Origin of the sequence: Azospirillum himalayense (genome assembly GCF_042657465.1) — a bacterium.
Taxonomy (GTDB): Bacteria; Pseudomonadota; Alphaproteobacteria; order Azospirillales; family Azospirillaceae; genus Azospirillum; species Azospirillum himalayense.
In genome coordinates, this window is sequence record NZ_JBHSLC010000036.1 from 192021 (window position 1) to 215370 (window position 23350).

23 protein-coding genes are annotated in these 23350 nt (G+C 69.5%); 16 read left to right on the top strand and 7 right to left on the bottom strand.

The genetic code is table 11. The features are described from left to right. The first annotated feature begins 40 nt into the window (after positions 1-40). The 3 genes from ACFPMG_RS18615 (at position 41) to ACFPMG_RS18625 (ending at position 1971) form a co-directional block, all read left to right on the top strand. Positions 41-736, top strand: a complete 696-nt coding sequence (locus ACFPMG_RS18615) for an HAD-IA family hydrolase (protein WP_376996573.1) — start codon at positions 41-43, stop codon at positions 734-736. Between the two features lie 21 nt (positions 737-757). Then, positions 758-1456 (top strand): ATP12 family chaperone protein, encoded by a 699-nt coding sequence (locus ACFPMG_RS18620; RefSeq protein ID WP_376996574.1) that lies wholly within the window; start codon positions 758-760, stop codon positions 1454-1456. A gap of 101 nt (positions 1457-1557) precedes the next feature. Continuing rightward, entirely contained in the window at positions 1558-1971 is a 414-nt protein-coding gene (locus tag ACFPMG_RS18625) for a COG4315 family predicted lipoprotein (protein WP_137102733.1), read from the top strand. A gap of 70 nt (positions 1972-2041) precedes the next feature. Here ACFPMG_RS18625 and ACFPMG_RS18630 read toward each other — a convergent pair whose 3' ends face one another. From ACFPMG_RS18630 to ACFPMG_RS18640, 3 genes are all read right to left on the bottom strand, one after another. Further along, positions 2042-2635, bottom strand: a complete 594-nt coding sequence (locus ACFPMG_RS18630) for a PRC-barrel domain-containing protein (protein WP_376996575.1) — start codon at positions 2633-2635, stop codon at positions 2042-2044. A 160-nt stretch (positions 2636-2795) separates the two neighbouring features. After that, positions 2796-3701 carry a CAF17-like 4Fe-4S cluster assembly/insertion protein YgfZ gene (ygfZ, locus tag ACFPMG_RS18635; protein ID WP_376996576.1) on the bottom strand — a complete coding sequence of 302 codons (906 nt, stop codon included), beginning with the start codon at positions 3699-3701 and terminating at the stop codon, positions 2796-2798. Positions 3702-3870: 169 nt separating this feature from the next. Continuing rightward, on the bottom strand, positions 3871-4278 hold the full coding sequence (locus ACFPMG_RS18640) for a GreA/GreB family elongation factor (RefSeq protein WP_038528471.1): 408 nt from the start codon (positions 4276-4278) through the stop codon (positions 3871-3873). 318 nt (positions 4279-4596) lie between these two features. Between ACFPMG_RS18640 and ACFPMG_RS18645 the strand changes: the two genes are divergently transcribed. The 4 genes from ACFPMG_RS18645 (at position 4597) to ACFPMG_RS18660 (ending at position 9457) form a co-directional block, all read left to right on the top strand. After that, positions 4597-6132, top strand: a complete 1536-nt coding sequence (locus ACFPMG_RS18645) for an ABC transporter ATP-binding protein (RefSeq protein WP_145701949.1) — start codon at positions 4597-4599, stop codon at positions 6130-6132. Positions 6133-6280: 148 nt separating this feature from the next. Then, a complete protein-coding gene (locus ACFPMG_RS18650) occupies positions 6281-7372 on the top strand; it encodes an ABC transporter permease (RefSeq protein WP_376996577.1) in 1092 nt (363 codons plus the stop codon). After that, a complete protein-coding gene (locus ACFPMG_RS18655; RefSeq protein WP_376996578.1) occupies positions 7369-8301 on the top strand; it encodes an ABC transporter permease in 933 nt (310 codons plus the stop codon). The genes ACFPMG_RS18650 and ACFPMG_RS18655 overlap by 4 nt, the downstream gene beginning before the upstream one ends. 79 nt (positions 8302-8380) lie before the next feature. Continuing rightward, a complete protein-coding gene (locus tag ACFPMG_RS18660; RefSeq protein WP_014240078.1) occupies positions 8381-9457 on the top strand; it encodes a BMP family ABC transporter substrate-binding protein in 1077 nt (358 codons plus the stop codon). 77 nt (positions 9458-9534) lie between these two features. Here the strand turns inward: ACFPMG_RS18660 and ACFPMG_RS18665 are convergent, their stop codons facing one another. Continuing rightward, entirely contained in the window at positions 9535-9945 is a 411-nt protein-coding gene (locus ACFPMG_RS18665) for a hypothetical protein (protein WP_376996579.1), read from the bottom strand. Positions 9946-10207: 262 nt separating this feature from the next. Between ACFPMG_RS18665 and ACFPMG_RS18670 the strand changes: the two genes are divergently transcribed. Both ACFPMG_RS18670 and ACFPMG_RS18675 read left to right on the top strand, forming a co-directional pair. Continuing rightward, on the top strand, positions 10208-10687 hold the full coding sequence (locus ACFPMG_RS18670) for a hypothetical protein (RefSeq protein WP_376996580.1): 480 nt from the start codon (positions 10208-10210) through the stop codon (positions 10685-10687). A gap of 68 nt (positions 10688-10755) precedes the next feature. Further along, positions 10756-11352: a hypothetical protein gene (locus ACFPMG_RS18675; RefSeq protein WP_376996581.1), complete on the top strand. Its 597-nt coding sequence runs from the start codon at positions 10756-10758 to the stop codon at positions 11350-11352. Positions 11353-11368: 16 nt separating this feature from the next. Here the strand turns inward: ACFPMG_RS18675 and ACFPMG_RS18680 are convergent, their stop codons facing one another. Together ACFPMG_RS18680 and ACFPMG_RS18685 are read right to left on the bottom strand one after the other, a co-directional pair. Next, positions 11369-11920, bottom strand: coding sequence for an NUDIX domain-containing protein (locus ACFPMG_RS18680; RefSeq protein WP_376996582.1), 552 nt, complete (start codon positions 11918-11920; stop codon positions 11369-11371). A 66-nt stretch (positions 11921-11986) separates the two neighbouring features. Next, positions 11987-12889 carry a GGDEF domain-containing protein gene (locus ACFPMG_RS18685; RefSeq protein ID WP_376996583.1) on the bottom strand — a complete coding sequence of 301 codons (903 nt, stop codon included), beginning with the start codon at positions 12887-12889 and terminating at the stop codon, positions 11987-11989. Positions 12890-13076: 187 nt separating this feature from the next. On the opposite strand from ACFPMG_RS18685, the gene prs reads away from it, so the two are divergent. The 4 genes from prs to ACFPMG_RS18705 all read left to right on the top strand — a co-directional run bounded on the left by prs (position 13077) and on the right by ACFPMG_RS18705 (position 19188). Next, positions 13077-13970: a ribose-phosphate diphosphokinase gene (gene prs / locus ACFPMG_RS18690; protein ID WP_376996584.1), complete on the top strand. Its 894-nt coding sequence runs from the start codon at positions 13077-13079 to the stop codon at positions 13968-13970. Positions 13971-14031: 61 nt separating this feature from the next. Continuing rightward, positions 14032-15639: an MBL fold metallo-hydrolase gene (locus ACFPMG_RS18695; protein WP_376996585.1), complete on the top strand. Its 1608-nt coding sequence runs from the start codon at positions 14032-14034 to the stop codon at positions 15637-15639. Between the two features lie 86 nt (positions 15640-15725). Continuing rightward, positions 15726-16232, top strand: a complete 507-nt coding sequence (locus ACFPMG_RS18700; protein WP_109469174.1) for a hypothetical protein — start codon at positions 15726-15728, stop codon at positions 16230-16232. Between the two features lie 142 nt (positions 16233-16374). Then, a complete protein-coding gene (locus ACFPMG_RS18705; protein WP_376996586.1) occupies positions 16375-19188 on the top strand; it encodes a bifunctional diguanylate cyclase/phosphodiesterase in 2814 nt (937 codons plus the stop codon). A gap of 8 nt (positions 19189-19196) precedes the next feature. On the opposite strand, the gene ACFPMG_RS18710 is transcribed toward ACFPMG_RS18705, so the two are convergent. Further along, the gene (locus ACFPMG_RS18710) at positions 19197-20348 is read right to left on the bottom strand and encodes an SDR family oxidoreductase (RefSeq protein ID WP_376996587.1); all 1152 of its coding nucleotides are present in this window, start codon (positions 20346-20348) and stop codon (positions 19197-19199) included. 179 nt (positions 20349-20527) lie between these two features. Here ACFPMG_RS18710 and egtB point away from each other — a divergent pair, with 179 nt between their 5' ends. The 3 genes from egtB (at position 20528) to ACFPMG_RS18725 (ending at position 23296) form a co-directional block, all read left to right on the top strand. Continuing rightward, the gene (gene egtB, locus ACFPMG_RS18715; protein ID WP_376996588.1) at positions 20528-21784 is read left to right on the top strand and encodes an ergothioneine biosynthesis protein EgtB; all 1257 of its coding nucleotides are present in this window, start codon (positions 20528-20530) and stop codon (positions 21782-21784) included. Beyond that, positions 21784-22758 carry an L-histidine N(alpha)-methyltransferase gene (gene egtD, locus ACFPMG_RS18720; protein ID WP_376996589.1) on the top strand — a complete coding sequence of 325 codons (975 nt, stop codon included), beginning with the start codon at positions 21784-21786 and terminating at the stop codon, positions 22756-22758. Before egtB ends, egtD begins: the two co-directional genes overlap by 1 nt. Before the next feature lie 79 nt (positions 22759-22837). Continuing rightward, positions 22838-23296, top strand: a complete 459-nt coding sequence (locus tag ACFPMG_RS18725) for a hemerythrin domain-containing protein (RefSeq protein ID WP_376996590.1) — start codon at positions 22838-22840, stop codon at positions 23294-23296. Positions 23297-23350 lie beyond the last annotated feature (54 nt).

The window sequence follows — 23350 nt, forward strand, 5'->3', positions numbered from 1 at the left end:
CGGCCCGCATAAGTCCGGTACGACCCGCGTCCCGGAGGCGATGCCCGTGAGCAGCTCAGAGAATGCCCGTCCGCTGCGGCTGGCCCTGTTCGATTGCGACGGCACGCTGGTGGACAGCCAGTTCGCCATCATCGACGCCATGACCAGCGCCTGGGCCGCCCACGGTCTGGGCGAGCCGGACCCGCTGGAGGTGCGCCGCATGGTCGGGCTGCCGCTGGTGCAGGCGGTGTCGCAACTGCTGCCCGACCTGGACACCGACCGCCATGTGGCCGTCGCGGAAAGCTACAAGGACGCCTTCGCGGCGCTGCGCCACCGTGGCGACCTGCACGAGCCGCTGTTCCCCGGCCTGCGCGACACGTTGGACGCGCTGGAGGCGGAAGGCGTTCTGCTCGGCGTGGCGACCGGCAAGTCGCGGCGCGGGTTGGACGCCGTGCTGGCCCATCACGGATTGACCGAGCGCTTCGTCACGCTCCAGACCAGCGACATCGGCCCCGGCAAGCCGCACCCCGACATGGTCTACCGCGCCCTGGCCGAAACCGGGGTGGAGGCGGCGCGGACGGTTGTGATCGGCGACACCACCTACGACATTCAGATGGCCCGCAACGCGCGGGTCGCGTCGGTCGGCGTTTCCTGGGGCTATCACGCGGTGGCCGAGCTGGAGGGCGCCGGGGCCGACCGCATCGTCCACCGCGGGCGCGAGGTGGCCGGCGCCGTGCTGGACCTGTTGCACCGTTAAGAGAGCATTCGAAGGACCCTGATGAAGCGCTTCTACAAGACCGCCTCCGTCGACGAGGCCGCCGGCGGCGGCTTCGAGGTGCGCCTGGACAACCGCCCGATCCGCAGCCCGGCCAAGGCGCCGCTGGTCTTCGCGAGCTGGCCGCTGGCCCAGGCCGTCGCCGCCGAATGGGACGCGCAGCCCGAGGACATCGCCCCGGACAGCATGCCGCTGATGCAGCTCGCCAGCACGGCGGTGGACCTGATCGGCAAGGGCCGGGCCGCCATCGTCGACGGCGTGGCCGCCTATGCGGAGACGGACCTGCTCTGCTACCGCGCGGAGCATCCCCGGAACCTGGTGGAGCGGCAGGCGCAGCGCTGGCAGCCGCTGCTCGATTGGGCGACGTTGCGCTACGACGCGCCGCTGCACGTCAACGCCGGGCTGATGCCCAAGCCGCAGCCGCCCGAGGCGCTGCGCGCGCTGCGCAACGCGGTGGAGGCTTACGACGACTGGACGCTGTCGGCGCTCCAGACCGCCACCGGCTCCTGCGGCTCGCTGATCGTCGCGCTGGCGCTGGTCGAGGGGCGCATCGACGCCCAGGAGGCGTTCGAGGTGTCGCAGCTCGACGAGACCTTCCAGATTGAAGCCTGGGGCGAAGACCCGGAGGCGACCAAGCGCCGCGCCGCCCTGCGCGTGGACATCGCCGCCTGCCGCCGTTTCGTCGATTTGCTGCGGGCCTGATCATCCTTCGGGTGGGGACGGAATAAAGCGGCGCGGCGGGCGTCCTGTCAGTGAGGGCCGGGTCCAATCACCCGCCCCGTCACGACAGGGAGGTTCCGTCCATGCACCGCTTCACCCGTTTCACCGCCGCCGCGGCGATCGCGCTGGCGCTCGGCCTCGTGGCGCCGTCTGGTTTCACGCCGTCCGCCTTCGCACAGGGAGCCATGCCGGCCAAGACCGGCCAGTCGGCCGGCGGCCCCGTGCTGACCGACAGCAAGGGCATGACGCTCTATGTCTTCGACCGCGATTCGGGCGGCAAGTCTGCCTGCAACGGGCAGTGCGCCACCAACTGGCCGCCCCTGATGGCCCCGGCGGGCGCCAAGGCGATGGGTGATTACTCGGTCGTCACCCGCGACGACGGCACCATGCAGTGGGCCTACAAGGGCAAGCCGCTCTACGCCTGGGCGAAGGACGGCAAGCCGGGCGACACGACCGGTGACGGCGTCAACAACGTCTGGCACGTCGCGCGTCCGTAAGCACGATTCCGAACAGGGAAAAGCCCCCGCGGCGCTTGGCCGCGGGGGCTTTTCATGAGCGGATCGGCGATTACTGGCCGGTGCCCGACGGAGCGGCCGGCGGAGTGCCGGTGGCACCGCCCGGAGCGGTCATGGTGCCGGAGGTGCCGGTGGAGGAGCGGCTCGCCGCGCCGTTCACCGTGTCGCCGGCCTTGTCCTTGTTGCGGTTCAGCGAGGTGGTGGTGTCGGAGTACTCGAACTCCGGCATCTCCTTCACTTGGTCGCGGGTCATGCCCGAGAGCTGGACGCGCTCCTGCTGGGCGTCCCAGGTGGCGTTGCCGATGTCCACGGCGATCTGCTTCTCGCCGATGCCGAGGAAGCCGCCCGAGGAGATCACGAGCTGGCGGGCCTGGCCGTTGCTGTCGAGGATGATGTCCTCGACCTCGCCGACCTTCTCGTTGTCGGTGCCGTAGACGTTCTTGCCCATCATGTTCTCGGCGCTGGCGAGCGTGCCGCCGGTCAGGCCCGCGGCGCTGCCGGTGGTGGCGCTGCCGCTCTTGTTCATCTCGGTCGCGGTCGGGGCGCCGGTGGCGGGGCTGCCGGTGGTCGGCGACGTGGTCTGCGCCATCGCCGTGCCGGTCATCAGCGCCAGGACGGACGCAGCCGCGATGATTTCCCTACGCATAACTCACTCCTCTCCGTGTTTCGGCGTGTCGGTTGAGTGCCTTGGTTTGTCTCGGTAAGGCAGTTCGACAACAGCGCCTCGGCGGGAATGGTCACGCGGAAAATCGAAAAAATCTTTCGGCTAGTCCGGGGAAGTTTTGGGAATAAAAGTGACGAAGAACTCAAAAGCTTGCCCAGACTGGCTTTGCCGGCGTGACTGTGGCCTCTCCGGCTGTCAAGACCAATCCGTCTTGCCCCGCACGGGTGAGGTCTTCCAATCGCAACAGGGCCAGGGCGGAGGAGCCATGACCGCTGCGGATCTCGCCGACCTCCTTGCCCTCCAGCGTCACCGGCGTGCCGGGGGCGGGCAGGGGTCCGTCCAGCGTCACCGGGAACAGCTTCTTCTTGATCAGGGCGCGGTACTTGGTGCGGGCGGTCAGCTCCTGCCCCATGTAGCAGCCCTTGTCCCAGGAGATGGCGTTGAGGTCGTCCAGATCATTCTCCAGCGGCAGGGCCTTGTCGGGGGTGAGGTCGCGGCTGCCCTCCGGCACGCCGAGCGACAGGCGCAGCCGGTCGTAGTCCTCCGCACCGCGCGGAACGAAGCCCGCCGCTTCCAGCGCCGCCGCGGCGCCCTCGCGCGGCAGGAAGGCGCGGGCACCCAGCGCCGGCAGGCGCGGGTCGGTGAAGGCGACGCCGCCCGCGAAGGGGATCGCGGCCCCGGCCTCCTCCGGCAAACCCAGCCGGGCAAGCGCGTCGCCGCCGAACAGGACGACGGCCAGCATGGCGCTGGCGCGGTCCTCCAGCGTGATCTTGGAGCGCAGCTTGTACATCTTCAGGCGGCGCAGAAATTCCTCGCGCCGCTCCGTCTCGGGGTCGAGCAGAAGGGCGCCGTCCGATTCGGCGATGCGGAAGTCGTGCAGGAACTTGCCCTGCGGGGTCAGGAACAGGGCGTAGACGGCGCGGTCCGCTGCGACGCGGCGCACGTCGTTGGACACCAGCCCTTGCAGGAAGGCCGCCCGGTCCTCGCCCGCGACCGCGATGACGCCCCGATCCTCCAGGATCGCGTAGCCCGCCTGTTCCGCCGTCATGCCCGTGCTCCGATTGTCCCGTTCAAGTCTCCGATAGTTGGGCGAAGGGGGCAGGGGAGGCAAGGGTGGCGAGGTCTGTGCCCTTGCATGGCGCGTCCGCCTTTTCCGCGGACGCGCCACGGTGCAAGCCGTGGTCGATGGACCGTCAGACGGTCCTTCAGGCGGGCCGTCAGGCCGCCGGAGGTTCGATCCGCAAGACCTGCACCGACTTGGTGCGGCCGTCGAGCGTGCCATAGGCGATGGATTGCCCCTCGGACAGGCCGAGCAGGGCGGCGCCCACCGGTGTCAGGATCGAGATGCCGTCCTGGCGCCGGGCCGCTTCGTCCGGTGTGATGAGTGTGGCGGTATGCCGCGTGCCCCGGTCGTCCGCGAAGGTGACCCGGCTGCCGAGCCGGACGAAGGGCGTTCCGCCGTCGTCGGAATAATCCGCGACATCGGCGCGGTCGACCTCGCGCTGGAGGAAGTCGATGACGCCGGCGGGCTGGCTGAGATGGGCGAGAAGGACGTCGAGACGCCCAAGGTCATGGGGGGTGATTCGGATCGGCGGCGGATCGCCGAGCATCGACTTGCGGTTCATTCCAAAAGCTCCATAAGGAAAGGCCGCCGGAAATGGCGGCCCTTCCCATAGCTGATGACGCCGGCGCCCTCTTGTCAACCGTGCGGCGGCATGGCATCTGTCCGTGTGCGAAGCAACTGCTGATTTGTTGGGTCATCTGCCGCTTTGTTGGGCTGCGACAGGCGCCCGAAACGGGGCGAATGACCGCAGGCTGGGCAATCGCTTCCCCTGTTGACGGCGAACAGCCTTGACGGGCAAGACTCTCCGAAAGTGGCATGGCTTTGGCAATGCCCTGCCGACTTCACCCCTACCCGGTCCGCCTCCTTGGATTCCCCATCCGTGTCATCCCCACCGCACCGGCTCGAACTGCGCGGCATCACCAAGCGCTTTCCGGGCTGTCTGGCGAACGATCAGGTCGATCTCGTCCTCCGGCCGGGGGAGATCCACGCGCTGCTGGGCGAGAACGGCGCCGGCAAGTCGACGCTGGTGAAGATCATCTACGGTGTGCTGCACGCCGATGCCGGCCGGATTCAGTGGAACGGGCATGACACCCACATCCCTGACCCGGCGGGCGCCCGCCGGCTGGGCATCGGCATGGTGTTCCAGCATTTCTCCCTATTCGACACGCTGACGGTCGCCGAGAACATCTCGCTCGGCCTCGATCAGCCCGGCCCGATGGACGCGCTGTCGGCGCGCATCGCCGAGGTGTCGGAACGCTACGGCCTGTCGCTGGACCCGCGCCGCCACGTCCACAACCTGTCGGTCGGCGAGCGGCAGCGGGTGGAGATCGTGCGCTGCCTGCTCCAGGACCCCAAGCTGCTCATCATGGACGAGCCGACTTCGGTCCTGACGCCGCAGGAGGCGACGCGCCTGTTCGAGACGCTGCGCCGGCTGGCGGCGGAGGGCTGCACGATCCTCTACATCAGCCACAAGCTGGAGGAGATCCGCGCGCTCTGCGACACCGCCACGGTGCTGCGCGGCGGGCGTGTGGTGGGGAGCTGCGATCCGCGCAGGGAGACGGCACGCAGCCTCGCCGAAATGATGATCGGCACCGAGCTGTCGACCCCGGAGCGGCTGCCGCAGGGCGAGGCCGGGGCGGCGAAGCTGCAGGTCCGCCACCTCTCCACCACCTCCGACAACCCCTTCGCCACCAACCTGAAGGACGTGTCCTTCGAGGTGCGGGCCGGCGAGATCCTAGGCATCGCCGGTGTGGCCGGCAACGGCCAGGCGGAGCTGATGGCCGCGCTGAGCGGCGAGGCTCTGGTGCCGGACCCGGCGTCGGTCGCCATCGAGGGGCGGCCGGCCGGCCATCTCGGCCCACGCGAGCGGCGCCTGCTCGGCCTCGCCTTTGTGCCGGAGGAGCGGCTGGGCCGCGGCGCCGTGCCGGAGCTGAGCCTGTCGGAGAACGCGCTGCTCTCCGGCTACGCCCGCGAGCCGCTGGTGCGCAGCGGGCTGGTGCATTTCGGGCGCGCGCGCTCCTACGCCGAGCGGATCATCGGCGCCTTCAACGTGGTCACCCACGGTCACCGGGCGGAGGCGCGGTCGCTGTCGGGCGGCAACCTCCAGAAATTCATCATCGGCCGCGAGATTCTTCAGAAGCCGCGCCTGCTGGTGGTCGGCCAGCCGACCTGGGGCGTGGACGCCGGTGCGGCGGCGGCGATCCACCGGGCGCTGATCGACCTCGCGCGCGCGGGTGCGGCCGTCCTGGTCATCAGCCAGGACCTGGACGAGCTGTTCGTGCTGAGCGACCGCATCGCCGTGCTGTTCCACGGCCATCTCTCGGAGAGCCGCCCCACCCACCACACCAGCGTGGAGGAGATCGGCCTGCTGATGGGCGGCCTGTTCAACCACCCGCCCGACGAGGATGAGGAGTGATGGGACCGACGCTTCATACCCTCTCCCCCCCGGGGAGAGGGGAGGGTGAGGGGGATGCCCTTCTGCCGAACGCCGCGCCCTGCGCAACCCCCTCACCCCAACCCTCTCCCCAGGGGGGAGAGGGGGCAATCCTCGGCAAGGTGCGGGCATGACCCTCCTCCGTCTCGAACCCCGCGGCGAGGCGTCGCGCGCGATGGTCTACGCGACGCCGCTGCTGGCGGTCGCGCTCACGCTCGTCAGCGGCTTCCTGCTGTTCTGGGCCATGGGCTTCGACCCGGTGAAGGCGCTGCACGCCTTCTTCATCGCGCCGCTGCTGTCGCTGCGCGGCCTCGGTGAGCTGGCGGTCAAGGCGACTCCGCTGGTGCTCTGCGCCATCGGGCTGGCCATCGGCTTCCGCGCCAACGTCTGGAACATCGGGGCCGAGGGGCAGCTCACGCTCGGCGCCATCACCGGCGGCGGCTTGGCACTGGCCTTCTACGGCGAGGGCGGCTGGTGGCTGCTGCCGCTGATGATCGTCGCGGGCATGGCCGGCGGCGCCCTGTGGGCGGCAGTTCCCGCCTTCCTGCGGGTGCGCTTCAACGCCAGCGAGATCCTGACCAGCCTGATGCTGAACTACGTGGCGCTGCATCTGCTGAACTACCTGATGCATGGCCCCTACCGCGACCCGGACGGCTTCGCCTTCCCGGAATCCCGCCTGTTCGAGGCGGACGCGGTGCTGCCGCTGCTCGTCGCCGGGACGCGCGTCCATCTCGGATCGCTGTTCGCCCTGCTGGCGGTGGCGGCGGGCTGGTTCCTGATGGCGCGGACCTTCATCGGCTTCCAGATCAAGGTCATCGGCCTGACCCCGACGGCGGCGGGTTACGCCGGCTTCAACCAGAAAAAGATCATCTGGCTGACGCTGCTGCTGTCCGGCGCGCTGGCAGGCTTGGCTGGGCTGGGCGAGGTCGCCGGGCCGATCGGCCAGATGAACCCGACCATCTCCCCCGGCTACGGCTACACCGCCATCATCGTCGCCTTCCTGGGGCGGCTGCACCCGGTGGGCATCCTGCTGGCCGGCTTCCTGATGGCGCTGTCCTTCATCGGCGGCGAGGCGGCGCAGATCGCGCTCGGCCTGCCCAAGGCCATCACCGGCGTGTTCCAGGGCATGCTGCTGTTCTTCCTGCTGGCGACCGACGTGCTGATCCGCTACCGCGTGCGCTTCGGCGCGAAGCGGGCTGTCGTTGGGAGGGCCGCGGCATGAGCGCCGAACTGGCCCTGATCGGCCCGATCCTGGCGGCCATGCTGGCCGCCGCCACGCCGCTGCTGTTCGCCGCGCTGGGCGAGCTGGTGGTGGAGAAGTCCGGCGTCCTGAACCTCGGCGTCGAGGGCATGATGCTGGTGGGCGCCGTCAGCGGCTTCGCCGTGGCGGTCCAGACCGGCAGCTCCACGCTGGGCTTCGTCGCCGGTGCGGCGGCGGGGGCGGGCATGGCGGCGCTGTTCGGCGTGCTGACCCTGCTCCTGCTCGCCAACCAGGTGGCGACCGGCCTCGCGCTGACGCTGTTCGGCGTCGGCCTGTCGGCGCTGATCGGGCAAGGGTTCGTCGGCATCCCCATCGCCGACGTGCCGGAACTCTACATCCCCGGCCTGACCGACCTGCCGGTGATCGGCAAGGCCCTGTTCGGGCAGGACGCGCTGGTCTATCTGGCGCTGGCGGCGGTGCCGGCCGTGCACTGGTTCCTCTACGCGACGCGCAAGGGGCTGATCCTGCGCGCGGTGGGCGAGAACCACGCGGCGGCCCACGCGCTCGGCTACAAGGTCATCCGCATCCGCTTCCTCGCCGTGCTGTTCGGCGGCGCGATGAGCGGCATGGGCGGGGCCTTTCTGTCGCTCGACTACACGCCGATGTGGGCGGAGGGCATCTCCTCCGGGCGCGGCTGGATCGCGCTGGCGCTGGTGGTCTTCGCCACCTGGAAGCCGGGCCGCGTGCTGCTCGGCGCCTGGCTGTTCGGCGGGGTGACCATTGCGCAGCTCCACGTCCAGGGGCTGGGAATCGACATTCCGTCACAACTCTTGTCGATGCTGCCTTATCTGGCTACCGTCATCGTCCTGGTGGTGATTTCACGCGATGTCGCCCGAATCCGGCTGAACGCGCCGGCCAGCCTCGGGAAGGTCTTCCATCCGGATGCCTGACAGGCTCCACAATGTTTGCAAGTCTTACGTTCGTGCTCAATCAATTGGATCAGGGAGCAAACACGTGAACAGAAGGACCATGGGCAAGGCCCTGATGGGTCTGGCCACCGGCGCCGCCATGCTGGCGCTGGGCGTCGGCGCGGCCGACGCGCAGGAGAAGATGAAGGTCGGCTTCGTCTATGTCGGTCCGATCAGCGACCACGGCTACAGCTACCAGCACGACCAGGGCCGTCTGGCCGTGGAGAAGGAGCTGGGCGACAAGGTCACCACCACCTTCGTCGAGAACGTGCCCGAGGGCGCCGACGCCGAGCGCGTGATCGAGCAGCTCGCCTCCTCCGGTCACAAGCTGATCTTCACGACCTCCTTCGGCTTCATGAACCCGACGCTGAAGGTTGCGCAGCGCCACCCCGACGTGAAGTTCGAGCACGCCACCGGCTACAAGCGCTCGGCCAACGTCGCCACCTATTCCGCGCGCTTCTACGAGGCCCGCACGGTCATCGGCCAGATCGCCGGCAAGATGACCAAGTCGAACATCATCGGCTACATCGGCTCCTTCCCGATCCCCGAGGTCGTCAGCGGCATCAACGCCTTCACCATCGCCATGCGCGAGGTGAACCCCAAGGCCGAGGTGCGCGTGGTCTGGGTGAACAGCTGGTACGACCCCGGCAAGGAAGCCGAGGCCGCCAAGGCCCTGATCGACCAGGGCGCCGACGTGATCTCGCTGCACACCGACAGCCCGGCGGCCATCCAGGTCGCGCAGGAGCGCGGCCTGTGGGTGTTCGGTCAGTCGTCGGACATGACCCGCTTCGGTCCGAAGGCGCACCTGACCGCCATCGTCGACGACTGGCGCGAGTATTACGTGAACCGCGTCAAGGCGGCGCTGGACGGCTCCTGGAAGTCGCAGGACACCTGGGGCGGCTTCAAGGACCACATGCTGTTCCTGGCCCCCTACAACCCGGCGCTCCCGGCGGACGTCGTCGCGGCGGCCGAGAAGACCCGCACCGACATCATGGAAGGCAAGCGCCACTCCTTCCAGGGCCCGGTGAAGGACCAGTCCGGCAAGGTCGTGATCGCCGAGGGCAAGCAGGCCACCGACGAGCAGATCCTGAAGATGGATTGGTACGTCGAAGGCGTGCAGGGCAAGGTTCCGAAGTAAGCGGAGCCGATCGCCAGGAAGGAAAAGGGGAGGCTTCGGCCTCCCTTTTTTGTTGCCCGCTTTTTTGGGGCCGCCGCTCAGCCCGGCTGGCGGCCCAGCGCGGCCCAGCCGGCGGGGGCGAGGCGCATCACCTCCGGCCCGCTGCCGGCGGGGTTGGGCTCCATCGTCACAAGCTCCCGGTTCTCGAACCAGACCCAGCGGGGAACCTCCGCCGCGGTGGGGACCCAGCCCTCGGCCATCCGCTCCAGCACCGCCAGATCGGCGGCGGCGATGGGGAATTTCGGCTTCGCCGGGGCGCGGCCGAATGCGGCGGGGGTGGGCGGGGGCGTCATCGGGGCGTCCTGCCCGGCGCGGGCGTGTATCCAGGCCGTCTGGAAGGCGGTCAGGGCTTGGTTCAACTCGCCGCGCAGCGGCTCGGACGGGCAGCGCAGGTAGCGGTCCAGCAGGGCGTGCAGGGTCTCGGCGGAGGGCGGCGGGGTGTCGGGCATGGGGCGGTTCCGTGGTCGGCGTGGTCCGGCACCGCAGCCATAAACGCAAGGGGCAGGAAAAGAAAGGCTCCGCCGCTTCAGGGAGCGCGGCGGAGCCTGTCGAGGAGGCACAATCCCCTGTGCTGCCTGACTCCAAACACGCCCGCCAGGCCGCCGGTTCCACACTCCCTTCCGGGGTGACCCGCAAGGAAGCGGTCCGAAAGCCGGGACGATGCGTTGACAGCCTCAGGACAGGCTCTCGCGTCGGAAAGGGAAGCGCATCGTGGGGAACGGATTTCAGAAGGCGTCGCGGGTCATGTATTTCCTGGCGACCGGCGTGTTGATGCTGTTCGCCCTGGTGTTCATCGGCGTGGCCGCCTATTCGGTGTTTCACAGCCTTCTGCTCCTCGACATCGAGGCGACGACTCACGGGCTGCTGAACGGGGTGGGGATGATCGTGCTGGCCATCGCCGTCTTCGAGATCGCCAAGTATCTCTATGAAGAAGAGCTGGAGCACGACCGCGAGTTGCGCCACGCCGACGAGGCGCGGCGCACGCTGACCAAGTTCCTGACCACCATCATCATCGCCGCCAGCCTGGAAGGGCTGGTGCTGGTGTTCGAGGCGCGGACCTCGCAGATGAGCGACATGGTGTATCCGGCCATCCTGCTGATGGTCATCGTCTTCATGGTGCTCGGGCTCGGGCTCTACCAGCTGATCAGCCGTCGGGCGGAGACCATCGACCCGAAGGAGGGGGATTCCTGACAGCTCCTCGCGTTCCAACATTGCTGGAAGGAGTTGTTGATCCCTCCCAGCCAGAGCGGAGCGCCCCCATGTTCGACCCCGCCCAGATCGGCCGCATCTCTCCCGTGGAGCAGGCCGATGCCCTGCGCACCCTGATCGCCGTCTTCGCCACCGCGGTGGTGCGGCCCGGCGAGAAGGCGCCGCGCAACGCCGTCAGCGCCGAGATCGTCGACATCCTCGACGAAGTGCCGGCGGAGCGGGTCGAGGCGGTGGCCCAGCTCTTCACCATGATGGCGCTGCGGCTGCGGCGGAAGGGGCGGCCGCGCCGCACCGCCTTCCGGCTGACCTTGGAGACGGCGCTGCTCGCCCGTTCCTACGTCGGGGAGCCGGCGCCGCAGAACGAGACCAGCTACCTGTCGTCCGACCGGCCCGGTCTGGGGACGATCGACCACGCCTGCAACGAGATGCTGGAGCGCATGGCCGGCGTGCCGGATGAGGAGCAGCGGGCGTGGCTGACCGCGCAGGTGATCGCCACCGGCCTGATCGACGCGGACCGCCGCCACCGGCTGGGCGGCCCCGACCGCGACCTGGGCGACATGGCGGTGGCGGAGTTCCTGCTGCGCACGGCGGCCCAGTATCTCGCGGCCACCGCCGTCCGCACCCCGCCGGGCGGCAGCAAGGGCTGAGGCCAGCGGGGCGGGCTCATTGCAGGGCGATGATCGCGGCCATGGTCGCGTAGCGCTCGATCGACTGGGAGGAGGGTGAGCGCATCGCCTGCCGGGTGATGGCGAGCTGGTTCTCGTGCGAGACCGGCTGACGCACCCCCAGATGGGCGACCACCTTGGCGAGCGGCACGACGTGGGCCGAGGACAATTCCCAATTCACGATGGCGCCGCCCGCCGGGCGCCCGGGCGTGACGGCGGATTGCGCGACCCGCAGGGTGATCGAGGAGGCCAGCGACTCCAGCCCGGTCACCGGAACGAAATACAGCGTGAAGCTCCGCGAGGTTGGCCGCCAGGGCTCCGCCGACCGTCCGTCGGGGAAGGCGAGGCCGGTCTGTTCGTGAAACAGGCGCTGGAGCGCCGCAAGGGGGCTGGTGACGCTCTCGTAGCCGCCGCCGGGAACCGCCCATTGGCCCGCGGCGTCAACGACCCGCGGCTCCGCCGGGCCGCGGCCCCACCAGGTGCTGACCTCGCGCCGCCGGACGATCAGGACCTTCGTCCCCTCCAGAAACGCCACATGGACATGGCGCATCGCCTCTTCCCCGCATCCGGTTGCCGTCGCTGCCGGAGACGGGTGGGGATGGCAGGGCGTGAATGATCAAGGAGAGGGAATCACGCGGTTCCGCCCTTCGGCTTTCGCCCGGTATAGCGCGGCGTCGGCCACGCGGAGCGCGTCGTCAATGCCGCCGGGGGCGTCCGGCGCGACGGGCGCGACGCCGAAGCTGGCGGTCATGCGGAACGAATCGCCGTCCGGTCCCATCTCCTGAGCGGCGACGCGCTGGCGCAAGCGCTCCGCCACCACCGACGCATCCGCCAGCGCGGTGTTGGGAAGCAGAACCACGAACTCCTCCCCGCCGTAGCGCCCGATCAGGTCGCCGGGGCGCAGGGCGCCGTCCAGCGTCCGGACGAAGCGTTGCAACGCCTCGTCGCCGGCGGCGTGACCGCGGCTGTCGTTGATGCGCTTGAAATGGTCGATGTCGGCGATCAGCAGGGACAGAGGCTGCCGCGCCCGCTGCGCCCGCCGAATCTCCTCACCCGCACGGTCCAGAAGGGCGCGCCGGTTGGCGACGCCGGTCAGCGGGTCGGTCTGCGCCTGCGCAACCAGCAGCCGGTGCATTTCGGTGATGCGACCGCCTGCCTTCAGCCGCGCCTTGAGGTGGGCGCGGTTGACCGGCTTATGGATGAAGTCGTCCGCTCCGGCGTCCAGCGCCTTCATCTCGTAGAAGGGTTCGTCGTGGGACGTCATCAGGATCAGGTAGCTGTAGGCGGTGCGCGGATCGGCTTTCAGAAGCCAACACACCTCCAGCCCCGACAGCCGCGGCATCTCCCAATCGATGATGGCGATGTCGAAGGGTTCGGCCTGGGCAAGGTTCAGCGCTTCCCGGCCGTCCCTGGCCAGGATCACGTCATGGCCGTAGGACGCCACCTGCTCCGAGAGCATGGTGCGCATCAGGACCGTATCGTCGGCGATGAGCACGCGCATGGCGGGAAACTGCCTCATACCTTCGTCTGCGGTCAATGAGTGGAAGACCGCCGCAGCATCATTTTCAGGCGTCCGTCCCTGCCGTCCTATCGCCTTCTCGGTAACGTTGCGCCTAAGGTCGTGGTCGCCCCGTCGCGACCCTTGCGGCATAGTACGGGCCGAACGGGGCGCCCAAGTCCGGGCGCGCAACGCGAGAGGGGACAGCATGGCCCGCTATACGGGCGTCTACGGATTTCCGGAATCGGCGGACGGCGCACGGCGTCTGGCCGAGGCCCTGAACGTTCCCTGCCACATCGCCGAACTGCACCGCTTTCCGGATGGCGAAAGTCTTGTCCGCCTGCCCGAGGCCGTGGAACGGGCGGTGGTCTACCGCTCGCTGGACCGTCCGAACGACAAGCTGGTGGAACTGACGCTGGCCGCCTCCGTCCTGCGCCGCCAGGGCGCCACGGAGCTGTGCCTCGTCGCCCCCTACATGGCCTACATGCGCCAGGACGCGGTGTTCCGCCCCGGCGAGCCGGTGAGCCAAGCCGTCGTGGGGGACTGGCTGGGCCGGCTGTTCGACCGCTTCGTCTGCGTGGAGCCGCACCTGCACCGCACCCACACGCTGGACGAGGTGTTCGTCGGGCGCCCCTCAATCTGCCTCAGCGGCGCCGGGGCCATCGCCGAGCGGCTGCGCCGTGACGGGGTCGCGCCCGACGCGGTGATCGTTGGCCCGGACGAGGAGGCCGCCCCGCTGGTCGAGGCGGTGGCCGCTCCGCTCGGTCTCACGGCCCTAGTCGGGCGCAAGGAGCGGCGCGGCGACCGCGACGTGACGGTGACTCTGCCCGCCGGCGCGCCGCTGGCCGGACGGCCCGTGGTGATCGTCGACGACGTCATCAGCTCCGGCGAAACGATCTTCTCCTGCGCGCGGGCGGCGCGGGCCACGGGGGCGGCGTCGGTCCGGGTGTTCGGGGTCCACGCCCTGTTCGATGCGGCGGTGGCCGCCCGTTTCCAATCCGAAGGGCTGGGGATGCCGTTGTCCTGCGACGGGGTTCCGCACCCCAGCAACGCCCTGCCGCTCGCCCGGCTGATCGCCGACGCGCTGGCGGCGCCCTGTTGACGGCCCAGTAACGCTTCGGTGGTAAGATAGGGGACAGGGCACAAGAAGGCGGAGTTTCGCCATGACACTGTCCCTCACCTTCCACGGCGCCGTCGGCACGGTCACCGGCTCCTGCTTCCGCATCCGGACCGGCGACGGCGACCTGCTGATCGATTGCGGCCTGTTCCAGGGCACCAAGACGGTCAAGGAGCTGAACTACCGGCCCTTCCCCTTCAAGCCGTCCGCCGTGAAGGCGGTGCTGCTGACCCACGCGCACATCGACCATTCCGGCCTGCTGCCCAAGCTGGTCCGCCAGGGCTTCAAGGGACGGGTGCACACCACCGCCGGCACCGCCGACCTGCTGGCCTACATGCTGCCCGACAGCGGCTACATCCAGGAGACGGAGGTGGAGCGGCTGAACCGCCGCAACCGCCGGCGCGGGCGCCCGGCGGTCGAGCCGATCTACACCCAGGCGGACGCCCAGGCGGCCATCCGCCATCTGCACGCGGTCGATTATGGCGAGTGGGTGAAGGTGCTGCCCGGCATCCGCGCCCGCTTCTGGCAGGCCGGGCACATCCTCGGCTCGGCGTCGGTGGAGCTGGAGGTGACGCGCGGCGGGACGGCGGAGACGATCCTGTTCTCCGGCGACCTCGGGCCGGGCGGCAAGTCCTTCCACGCCGACGCCGAGGGGCCGCCGCGGCCCGACTGGATGGTGCTGGAGACCACCTACGGCAACCGCGAGCGGGTCGAGGTGGGCGAGGCCGAGCGACAGGCCCTGCTGCGCGACGAGGTGCGGGCGGCGCTCGTCGCGGGCGGCCCGCTGCTGATTCCGGCCTTCGCGGTGGAGCGCACGCAGGAGCTTCTCTACGATCTGCACCGGCTGTTCGACCGCGGCGAGATCCCCTTGGTCGACGTGTTTCTCGACTCGCCGTTGGCCGACTCCGTCACCGGGGTGTTCCGCCGCCATCTGGCCGATCTCGGCACCGGGGGCGATCCCTTCGCCCGGCCCAACCTGCACCGCGTGCGCTCCGCCGCGGAGAGCCAGAAGCTCAACGCGATCAAGGGCGGCGCCATCATCATGGCGGCCAGCGGCATGTGCGACGCCGGGCGCATCCGCCATCACCTGAAGAACCATCTGTGGCGCCCGGAGGCTACGGTCCTGTTGGTCGGCTACCAAGCGCCGGGCACGCTGGGCCACCTGCTGCAGCAGGGGGCGGCCAACGTCCGCATCCATGGCGAGGAGATCGCGGTGCGCGCCCGCATCCGGTCGCTGGACGTCTATTCCGGCCACGCTGACCGCAGCAGCCTGCTGGCCTGGGTGGCGGCGCGGCAGGGCGTGAAGCGCGGCCTGTTCCTGGTGCATGGCGAGGAGGAGGCCCGCGCCGGTCTGCGCGACGCCTTGGTCCGCCGCGGCTGGGACCCGGCGCTGATCCGCCTGCCCGAGCTGGACGAGGTGGTCGACCTGACCGCCGCCGTCCCGGCGCAGGCGACGGCGATGGCCCAGGACGGCCCCCCGCGGTTGGAGCCGGAGGCCGTGACCGCCGGGCGGGATTGGCACAACCGCTACGCCGCCTTCCTGCTGGACCTGCACCGGGCGTTGGACGCGGCACCCGACGACGCGGCGCGCGAGGCGCTGCTCCGCGGGATGGGCGACCGCCTGCCGCAGGTGGAAGGGCGATCCTCGCAGTGAACGTCCTGCCTTCGGCCGGGCGGCGCATGCTATAGATCGATGACGGCGGATTGGTGACGGCCGCGAAACAAAAGGATGACGGGGCGATGGGGAAGGTGGCGAACATCGTGGTCCAGATGGCGCGCAAGCTGACCGACGACAACGCCCGGCTGGGTCGTGTCCGCAACGCCGGCAAGCCCAAGACCTTTCCCCATTTCCGCGAGATCCGGAACGCCTACTTGGACATCCAGGGTCTGGTCTTCTCCATCCAGGAGCGCCTGCCGGAGACGGGGAACGACCTGCCGCCGAACTTTCCGCAATGGGTGATCCGGCAGAAGTTGACGGCCATCGCCCATTTCACCGACATCAGCCACGCCTTCGTCAGCGATCCGCCCTTGGCGCTGACCAGCTCGCTCGGCGCCTTCGACGTGCTCCAGGCGGAGCAGAAGGCTTTTTCGGAGACGCTGAACGCCTTCGACATGATGCTGATGGAGGCCGGGATCGACGACAAAACGGCCGACGAACTGGATGCCACCCGCACGAAGATCGAGCAGATCCTCGGCATGATCGAGACGCTTTTGCAGAACAGCCCCAAGGTGTTGCAGGAGTTTTGATCGTCGTCGCACGCTGTGGGTGATTTTGTCCTTATTTATACGCTTCTCGCACGGGCGCATTCTGGTTAAGGTCTACCGGCGCGCGTCGTTCCGATGGTCGGAGTCCGGGTGGCGGCGTCACAGGCAGCTTCGGTACGGCCCCATGCAGAGGTCTTCCAGCCCCGATCCGATCGACCGCGCGCCGGGCGAGTCCGCTGCCGATTCCATGGCCGACTCCGCCACCGATGCGCGGGCCATTCCCAAGCGCCTTCCCCTTCTGGTTCTGCTGGCAGCACTTCTTCTGACCGCGCTGGTGTGGCAGGACACCCGGCAGCGCGTCGCTGCGGAGGCCGAAGGCCGGTTCGCCCTGCGGGTGGAGGAACTGCACCGCCGTTTCGAGAATCAGATCCAGGCCTACGTGCAGGTGACGCGCTCCGCCGCCGCTTTGTTCACCGCCTATCCCGAGGTGAAGCGCGCGGAATGGAACCGGTTCGTCGACGGGCTGCATCTTGCCGAGCGCTTTCCGGCGGTGACTGCCGTCGCCTTCGCGCGGGTCATCGATCAGTGGACCGGCCCGGAGCTGGTGACGGAGGCCCGGATGGACGGGCTGCGCGGCTTCCGGATCTGGCCGGACACCGCTGGTCCGATGCGGCTCGTCACGCTGTACGCCGCCCCGGTCAACGACCGCACCCTGCGCACGCTCGGCTACGATCTGCTGGCAGAGCCGGTGCGCCGTGCCGCCGCGGAGCAGGCGCGGGACAGCGGCGAACCGACGGTCGTCCGCGTCGTCGGACCGCGGCTCGACGAGGGTGAGCCGTCGTCACCCTCCTTCCTGGTCTTCCAGGCCGTCTACCGCGACGGGCAGCGTCCCGCCACGCAGGAACAGCGGCGGGTCGCCTTCGCCGGTCTGGTGATGACGCCGATCCAGGTCGCGCCGCTGGCGGAGTCCGTGTTCGGCCGGATGGGCGACGTCGCGGCGACGGTGTTCGAAGGGCAAGGGGATTTTCCGCTCTACCGCAGCCGCCCGGAGGCGTCGGACCGGCCGTTGCTGACCGCGAGCCGCGATCTCGCTCTGGTCAACCGCGTCTGGTCGGTCCAGTACGAGAGCCGTTCGAGCTTCGAGGAAGGTCTGGACCACTGGAAGCCGACGCTGGTTCTGGCGACGGGGCTGTCGCTCAGCCTGCTGCTGTCCACCCTGTTGTGGGCGCTGGCCGCGACGCGCCACCGGGCGCTGGTGATCGCCGGGCGCATCACCGCCTCGCTGCGCCGGCGTGAGACGGAACTGGACCTGTTGTTCAACCAGGCGCCGCTGGGCATCGCCCTGATCGGACCGGACGCCAGGATCACCGATTGCAACCCGGCCTTCGCCCGCACGGTCGGGGTGGCGCGCGACGGGTTGATCGGAACCGACACGAGGCTGCGCGCCCCGGACCCGGCGGTGATCGCCGCCATCGACTCCGCGATCGCCGGGGAGAGCGTTCGGCTGGAGGTCGACCGCCTGCTGTTGGCCGGTGGACGGCACAGCCATTTCTCCCTTCACCTTCAGCCGGTGTCAACACCCGGCGACCCGCCCTTCGTCATGGCCTTCGTCGAGGACATCGGCGACAAGCGGCGGGCCGAGCAGCACGTCCACTATCTGGCCCATTACGACCCGCTGACCGGCCTGCCCAACCGCGTCCTGCTGTTCGACCGCATCGCCCAGGCGGCCCGGGAGGCGCGACGCGACGGCGCGCGGGTCGCCGTCCTGTTCATCGATCTGGACCGCTTCAAGATCATCAACGACAGCCTGGGTCATTCCTTCGGCGACGAGGTGCTGCGGTCGGTGGCGCGGCGGCTGCACGGGGCGATGCGTCCATCGGACACGGTGGGCCGGTTGGGCGGCGATGAATTCCTGATCGTCGTCCCGAACATCGAGACGCCGGGCGTGGCCGCCGCGGTGGCGGAAAAGGTGATGGGGCAGCTCGCCGCGCCCTTCACCATCGGCGGGCGGAACTTCGTGGTGTCGCCCAGCATCGGCATCAGCCTGTTTCCCGACGACGCGGAGGACGCGGAGGGGCTGATCCGCTGCGCCGACATCGCCATGTACAACGCCAAGGACGCCGGGCGGAACGCCTACCGCTTCGTGACGCGCGAGATGGGCGCGCGGTCCCGCGAGCGCCTGGACCTGGAGGCGGCGCTGCGCCGCGCTCTGCAGAACCGGGAGCTGTTCCTGGTCTACCAGCCGCAGCTGCGCATCTCCGACGACCTCGTGGTCGGGGTGGAGGCTCTGCTGCGCTGGCGCCATCCGGACGCCGGCCTCATCATGCCGAACCGCTTCCTGCCCGTGGCCGAGGAAACCGGCCTGATCCAGGCCATCGGCGACTGGGTGCTGGACGAGGTGTGCGCCCAGATCCGTCGCTGGCGCGACCAGATCGGCCTGACGGTGCCGGTCGCCGTCAACGTCTCCGCCCAGCAGTTCCGCGACGGGCAGCTGCCCGCCAAGGTGGCCGCCGCACTCGACCGCAGCGGCCTCCAGGGCTGGGAGCTGGAGATCGAGGTGACCGAGGGCACGCTGATCGACGACATCCCGTCGGCCATCGCGACGCTGCGCGCGCTGAAGCAGCGCGGCTGCCTGATCGCACTGGACGATTTCGGCACCGGCTACTCGTCGCTCAGCTATCTGCACCGTTTCCCGATCGACAAGCTGAAGATCGACCGCTCCTTCATCCACGACCTGGAACAGGATGGAACCGGCGACTCCATCCCGCGCGCCATCGTCGGGCTGGGCCGCAGCCTGGGCCTGTCGGTCGTCGCGGAAGGCGTGGAGACGGAAGCCCAGCTCCAGCTTCTGCGTAGCCTGAAATGCGAGAGTTTCCAGGGCTATCTGTTCAGCCGCCCGGTCCTGGCGGAGGAGTTGGAACCGATCCTGGCATTGCGCGCCACCCACGGTCGCCATCACACTCCTGTGACGGAAGCGGCGGAGAGGGAATCGGTGTAGGGCGGCGGTCAGCGGGGAAACGTCACCACGCCTTCCTCCGCGGCCTGCCAAGCCGGCTTGGCATTGTGACCGATGGTGCGCCGTTCCTCGCCCATCCGGTCGCGATGCAGCCGCATCGACCGGCGGTGCCGGCCCAGCCCGGAGGCATCGTCGTTCCGCACCCAGCCGCGCGCCATCGCCGCCCCGGCCAGCACGCCGAAGCCGGCAACCACCGCGGCGGTGATCCAGGGATGCATCCGCGCCTCGGTGTAGAGGCTGGTTTCGCGCACGAAGCGGTGCCGGCCGGCGCGCTCCCGCCCATCGTCGCCATGGCTGTGCAGGGCGTCGTTGCGCGGGCGGAGCGGCCCGCCGGAACGGATGACCCGCGGCAAGGTCCGCTCCATGATCCGGTCGGTGAGCCGTGGCGCGAAGGTCTCCGCCAACGCGAACAGCTTGGCGCCGCCGCCGACGTAGAGGTCGCGCATCGGGCGGCGGGCGCAATGCAGGATGGCCTTCGCCACGACCTCCGGTGCGTAGACCGGGGGCGGGTTGCTCGGCTCCACCTCCATCAGGTTCAGGGCGTGGTCCTCGTACAGGCTGTCGACGGCCGCCGGCTTGATCAGGCTGACCGAGATGGGCAAGCCCTCCGCCTCCAGCTCCATGCGCAGCGCGTCGGTGAAGCCCTTCACGGCGTGCTTGGTGGCGACATAGGCGCCCTGGAGCGGGATCGCGCGGTCGGACAGCACGCTGCCGATGTTGATCAACGCCCCGCCGTTTTGCCGAAGATGGGGTATGGCTGCCACCGAGCCGTTGACCACGCCCCAGTAGTTCGTCTCGAACAGGCGGCGGTGATCGTCCGGGGCGGTGTCCAGGAGCTTGCCGATGATCGCCACGCCGGCGTTGTTCACCCACGTGTCGATCCGGCCGTAGCTGCGGACCGCCGCGTCGGCCACCCGCCGCAGGGCGTCCGGGTCGGCCACGTCGGCGACGCAGTGGATCGCGTCCCCGCCATCGGCGCGGATCTCCTCCGCCACCTGGGCGAGCGCGTCGCGGTCGCGGGCGGCCAGGACGACCTTCGCGCCCTGCCGGGCGGCCATGCGGGCGGTGACCAGCCCGATGCCGCTCGACGCGCCGGTGATGACGATCACCTGCTCGTCAATGGGTTTGAGCCGCGGTTGCATGGGTGCCGTTCCTCCATCGTTCGATTGTCGGAATCCGTGCGTCATCCGTTGTGAACAGGCGGTCCGGCGGAGCGTTGCCGCCGGGTGTGCGTCCGGGCCACTCCGAAAGGAGGGTTGGCGGGTCAGCGAAGCGGCACAGCTTTACCGGGACCTGTCAGGCGGGGGAGGACACAGCGCCCATGCTCAAAACAGCCGCCAAAGCCGGCGAACTCGCCAACCGTTTCCGCCGGGTGCGCGCCACCTCGGCGGAGTTGGCCAGCGGGTTGTCGCCGGAGGATCAGGTGGTGCAGTCCATGCCGGACGCCAGCCCGGTCAAATGGCATCTGGCCCACACGACGTGGTTCTTCGAAACCTTTCTGCTGATCCCGAATCTGCCGGGCTACCGGCCCTTCGATCCGGCCTTCGGCTACCTCTTCAACTCCTATTACGAGGCCGTCGGCGCCCGCCATCCGCGGCCCCGGCGCGGTCTGGTGACGCGGCCCGGCGTGGCCGAGGTGGCGGCCTACCGCGACCATGTCGACGCCGCCATGCTGACCCTGCTGGAGCGTGCCGACGCCGAGCGGCTGGCCCCGCTGGTGACGCTCGGCCTCGCCCACGAGGAGCAGCATCAGGAGCTGATCCTGATGGACCTGCTGCACCTGTTCTCCTGCAACCCGGTCGCGCCGGCCTACCGGCCCTACCGCCCGGCCTTGCGTGGCGCGGCCCATGAGGGGCGCTGGATCGCGGTGGACGGCGGGATCGTCGCGGTGGGGCATGCGGGCGAGGGCTTCGCCTTCGACAACGAAGGGCCGCGGCACGAGGTGCTGCTGCGCCCCTTCCGCCTGTTCTCCCGCCTGGTGACCAATGGGGAATGGCGGGCCTTCGTCGAGGACGGCGGCTACCGCAACCCGGCGCTCTGGCTGTCCGACGGCTGGGCCACGGTCAACGCGGAGGGGTGGGAGGCGCCGGGCTACTGGCGGCGCGGCGAGGACGGCGGCTGGCGGGAGTTCACCCTGCTGGGCGACCACCCGCTGGACGAGGACGCCCCGGTCTGCCACGTCGGCTTCTACGAGGCCGACGCCTTCGCCCGCTGGGCCGGCAAGCGCCTGCCAACGGAGGCCGAGTGGGAAACCGCCGCCGCCGGGCTTTCCCCAACCGGCAACACACTGGGAAGCGGTCTGCTGCGCCCTGTCGCGGCAGTGGCGGGCGATGGCCTCGTCCAGATGTTCGGCGATGTCTGGGAATGGACGGCCAGCGCCTACAGCGGCTATCCGGGTTTCCGTCCCGCCACCGGGGCGGTCGGCGAATACAACGGCAAGTTCATGGCCAACCAGTATGTGCTCCGCGGCGGATGCTGCGCCACGCCGGACGGTCATGCCCGCGCCACCTACCGGAATTTCTTCTACCCGCACCAACGCTGGATGTTCAGCGGCGTGCGCCTCGCGGAGGACGCCTGATGACCGCAATTTCCGCCGCCCGCGCCCATCTCGCGCAAGGGCCGGTGCAGGACGACGTGTTTCTGTCCGACGTGCTGGAGGGCCTGTCCCGCCCGGACAAGAGCCTGCCCTGCAAGTACTTCTACGACGCCGAGGGCTCGGCCCTGTTCGACACGATCTGCACGCTCGACGAATATTACCCGACGCGGACCGAGACCGCCTTGCTGCACGCCCGCGCGAAGGAGATCGCCGGGCTCGCCGGGCGTGGCGCCACCCTGGTGGAGCTGGGCAGCGGGTCGAGCGTGAAGGTGCGCATCCTGCTCGACGCGCTGGACGCGCCGGCCATGTATGTGCCGGTGGACATCAGTCGCGACCACCTGATCGCCGCCGCCGCCCGGCTGGCCGGCGATTACCCGGCGGTCACGGTGGTGCCGGTCGCCGCCGACTATGTGCGGGGCTTCGCGCTGCCGCGCGGCGTTGCGCCGGAGCGGACGATGGCCTTCTTCCCCGGCAGCACCATCGGCAATTTCCGGCCCGCCGAGGCGATGACCTTCCTGAACGGCCTCGGGAGGCGGCTCGGTTACGGGGCGCGGCTGCTGATCGGGGTGGACCTGCGCAAGGACCCGGCGGTGCTGGAGGCCGCCTATGACGACGCGCGCGGGGTGACCGCCGCCTTCAACAGGAACCTGCTGGCCCGCATCAACCGCGAGCTGGACGGCACCTTCGACCTGGACCGCTTCGCCCATGTGGCCCGCTACGACACCGCGCGCGGGCGCATCGAGATGCATCTGCGCAGCCTGGACGACCAGACCGTCCGCATCGCCGGCCATCCCATCCGCTTCGTCCGCGGCGAGACGATCCACACCGAGAATTCCTACAAATACTCGGTTCCCGGCTTCCGCCGCCTCGCCGTCCGCGCCGGCTGGCACACCGAGCGGAGCTGGACCGACGAGGACCGGCTGTTCAGTCTGCACTGGATGGTTCGGCATGGCTGACCCCGTTTGGCACCGGGAACACCGGGATCGCGGCCAGGGTTGAATCCCGTCGAGACACCGCAACAACGGGACAGGACCGATGACCAGCATCTTCGACCGGATCAAGCAGGACCACGACACCATCCGCCGCCTGCTCGACGAGGCCGAGAAGGCGGACGGCGACGGGCGCGCCGCCTATGAGGACCTGCAGCGCGAGCTGTGGGCCCACGGGAAGATCGAGGAGGCCGTCTTCTACCAGTCGCTGTCCAAGGCGAAGAACACCAAGCAGGAGACCACAGAGGGCCTGAACGAGCACCACATCATCAACGGCTTCCTCGACGAGCTGAACGCCATGCCGGCCGACAGCACCGCCTGGAAAGCGAAGCTCCAGGTGCTCGGCGAGGTCACCCGGCACCACCTCGACGAGGAGGAGGAGGAGTTGTTCGAGGAGGCCAAGAAGGCGCTCGACGACAAGCGCGCCGAGGAGCTCGGCAGCATCTACGGGGAGCGCAAGAAGCAGATGCTTGCCGCCCTGGCCCCGCTGCCCAAGAGTGCCTGAGGCGCATCGACGGGCGTCTGTCCCTTTCCCCTCTCCCGCCCCGGGAGAGGGAGG

Coding starts and splice junctions, on each gene's coding strand:
- ACFPMG_RS18615 (WP_376996573.1), top strand. CDS start 41: ATGCCCGTGAGCAGCTCAGAGAATGCCCGTCCGCTGCGGCTGGCCCTG.
- ACFPMG_RS18640 (WP_038528471.1), bottom strand. CDS start 4,278: ATGAACCGCAAGTCGATGCTCGGCGATCCGCCGCCGATCCGAATCACC.
- ACFPMG_RS18705 (WP_376996586.1), top strand. CDS start 16,375: ATGCAGAGGTCTTCCAGCCCCGATCCGATCGACCGCGCGCCGGGCGAG.
- ACFPMG_RS18630 (WP_376996575.1), bottom strand. CDS start 2,635: ATGCGTAGGGAAATCATCGCGGCTGCGTCCGTCCTGGCGCTGATGACC.
- egtB (WP_376996588.1), top strand. CDS start 20,528: ATGCTCAAAACAGCCGCCAAAGCCGGCGAACTCGCCAACCGTTTCCGC.
- ACFPMG_RS18725 (WP_376996590.1), top strand. CDS start 22,838: ATGACCAGCATCTTCGACCGGATCAAGCAGGACCACGACACCATCCGC.
- ACFPMG_RS18665 (WP_376996579.1), bottom strand. CDS start 9,945: ATGCCCGACACCCCGCCGCCCTCCGCCGAGACCCTGCACGCCCTGCTG.
- ACFPMG_RS18710 (WP_376996587.1), bottom strand. CDS start 20,348: ATGCAACCGCGGCTCAAACCCATTGACGAGCAGGTGATCGTCATCACC.
- ACFPMG_RS18655 (WP_376996578.1), top strand. CDS start 7,369: ATGAGCGCCGAACTGGCCCTGATCGGCCCGATCCTGGCGGCCATGCTG.
- ACFPMG_RS18695 (WP_376996585.1), top strand. CDS start 14,032: ATGACACTGTCCCTCACCTTCCACGGCGCCGTCGGCACGGTCACCGGC.
- ACFPMG_RS18700 (WP_109469174.1), top strand. CDS start 15,726: ATGGGGAAGGTGGCGAACATCGTGGTCCAGATGGCGCGCAAGCTGACC.
- ACFPMG_RS18620 (WP_376996574.1), top strand. CDS start 758: ATGAAGCGCTTCTACAAGACCGCCTCCGTCGACGAGGCCGCCGGCGGC.
- ACFPMG_RS18685 (WP_376996583.1), bottom strand. CDS start 12,889: ATGAGGCAGTTTCCCGCCATGCGCGTGCTCATCGCCGACGATACGGTC.
- ACFPMG_RS18650 (WP_376996577.1), top strand. CDS start 6,281: ATGACCCTCCTCCGTCTCGAACCCCGCGGCGAGGCGTCGCGCGCGATG.
- prs (WP_376996584.1), top strand. CDS start 13,077: ATGGCCCGCTATACGGGCGTCTACGGATTTCCGGAATCGGCGGACGGC.
- ACFPMG_RS18625 (WP_137102733.1), top strand. CDS start 1,558: ATGCACCGCTTCACCCGTTTCACCGCCGCCGCGGCGATCGCGCTGGCG.
- egtD (WP_376996589.1), top strand. CDS start 21,784: ATGACCGCAATTTCCGCCGCCCGCGCCCATCTCGCGCAAGGGCCGGTG.
- ACFPMG_RS18675 (WP_376996581.1), top strand. CDS start 10,756: ATGTTCGACCCCGCCCAGATCGGCCGCATCTCTCCCGTGGAGCAGGCC.
- ACFPMG_RS18680 (WP_376996582.1), bottom strand. CDS start 11,920: ATGCGCCATGTCCATGTGGCGTTTCTGGAGGGGACGAAGGTCCTGATC.
- ACFPMG_RS18660 (WP_014240078.1), top strand. CDS start 8,381: ATGGGCAAGGCCCTGATGGGTCTGGCCACCGGCGCCGCCATGCTGGCG.
- ygfZ (WP_376996576.1), bottom strand. CDS start 3,701: ATGACGGCGGAACAGGCGGGCTACGCGATCCTGGAGGATCGGGGCGTC.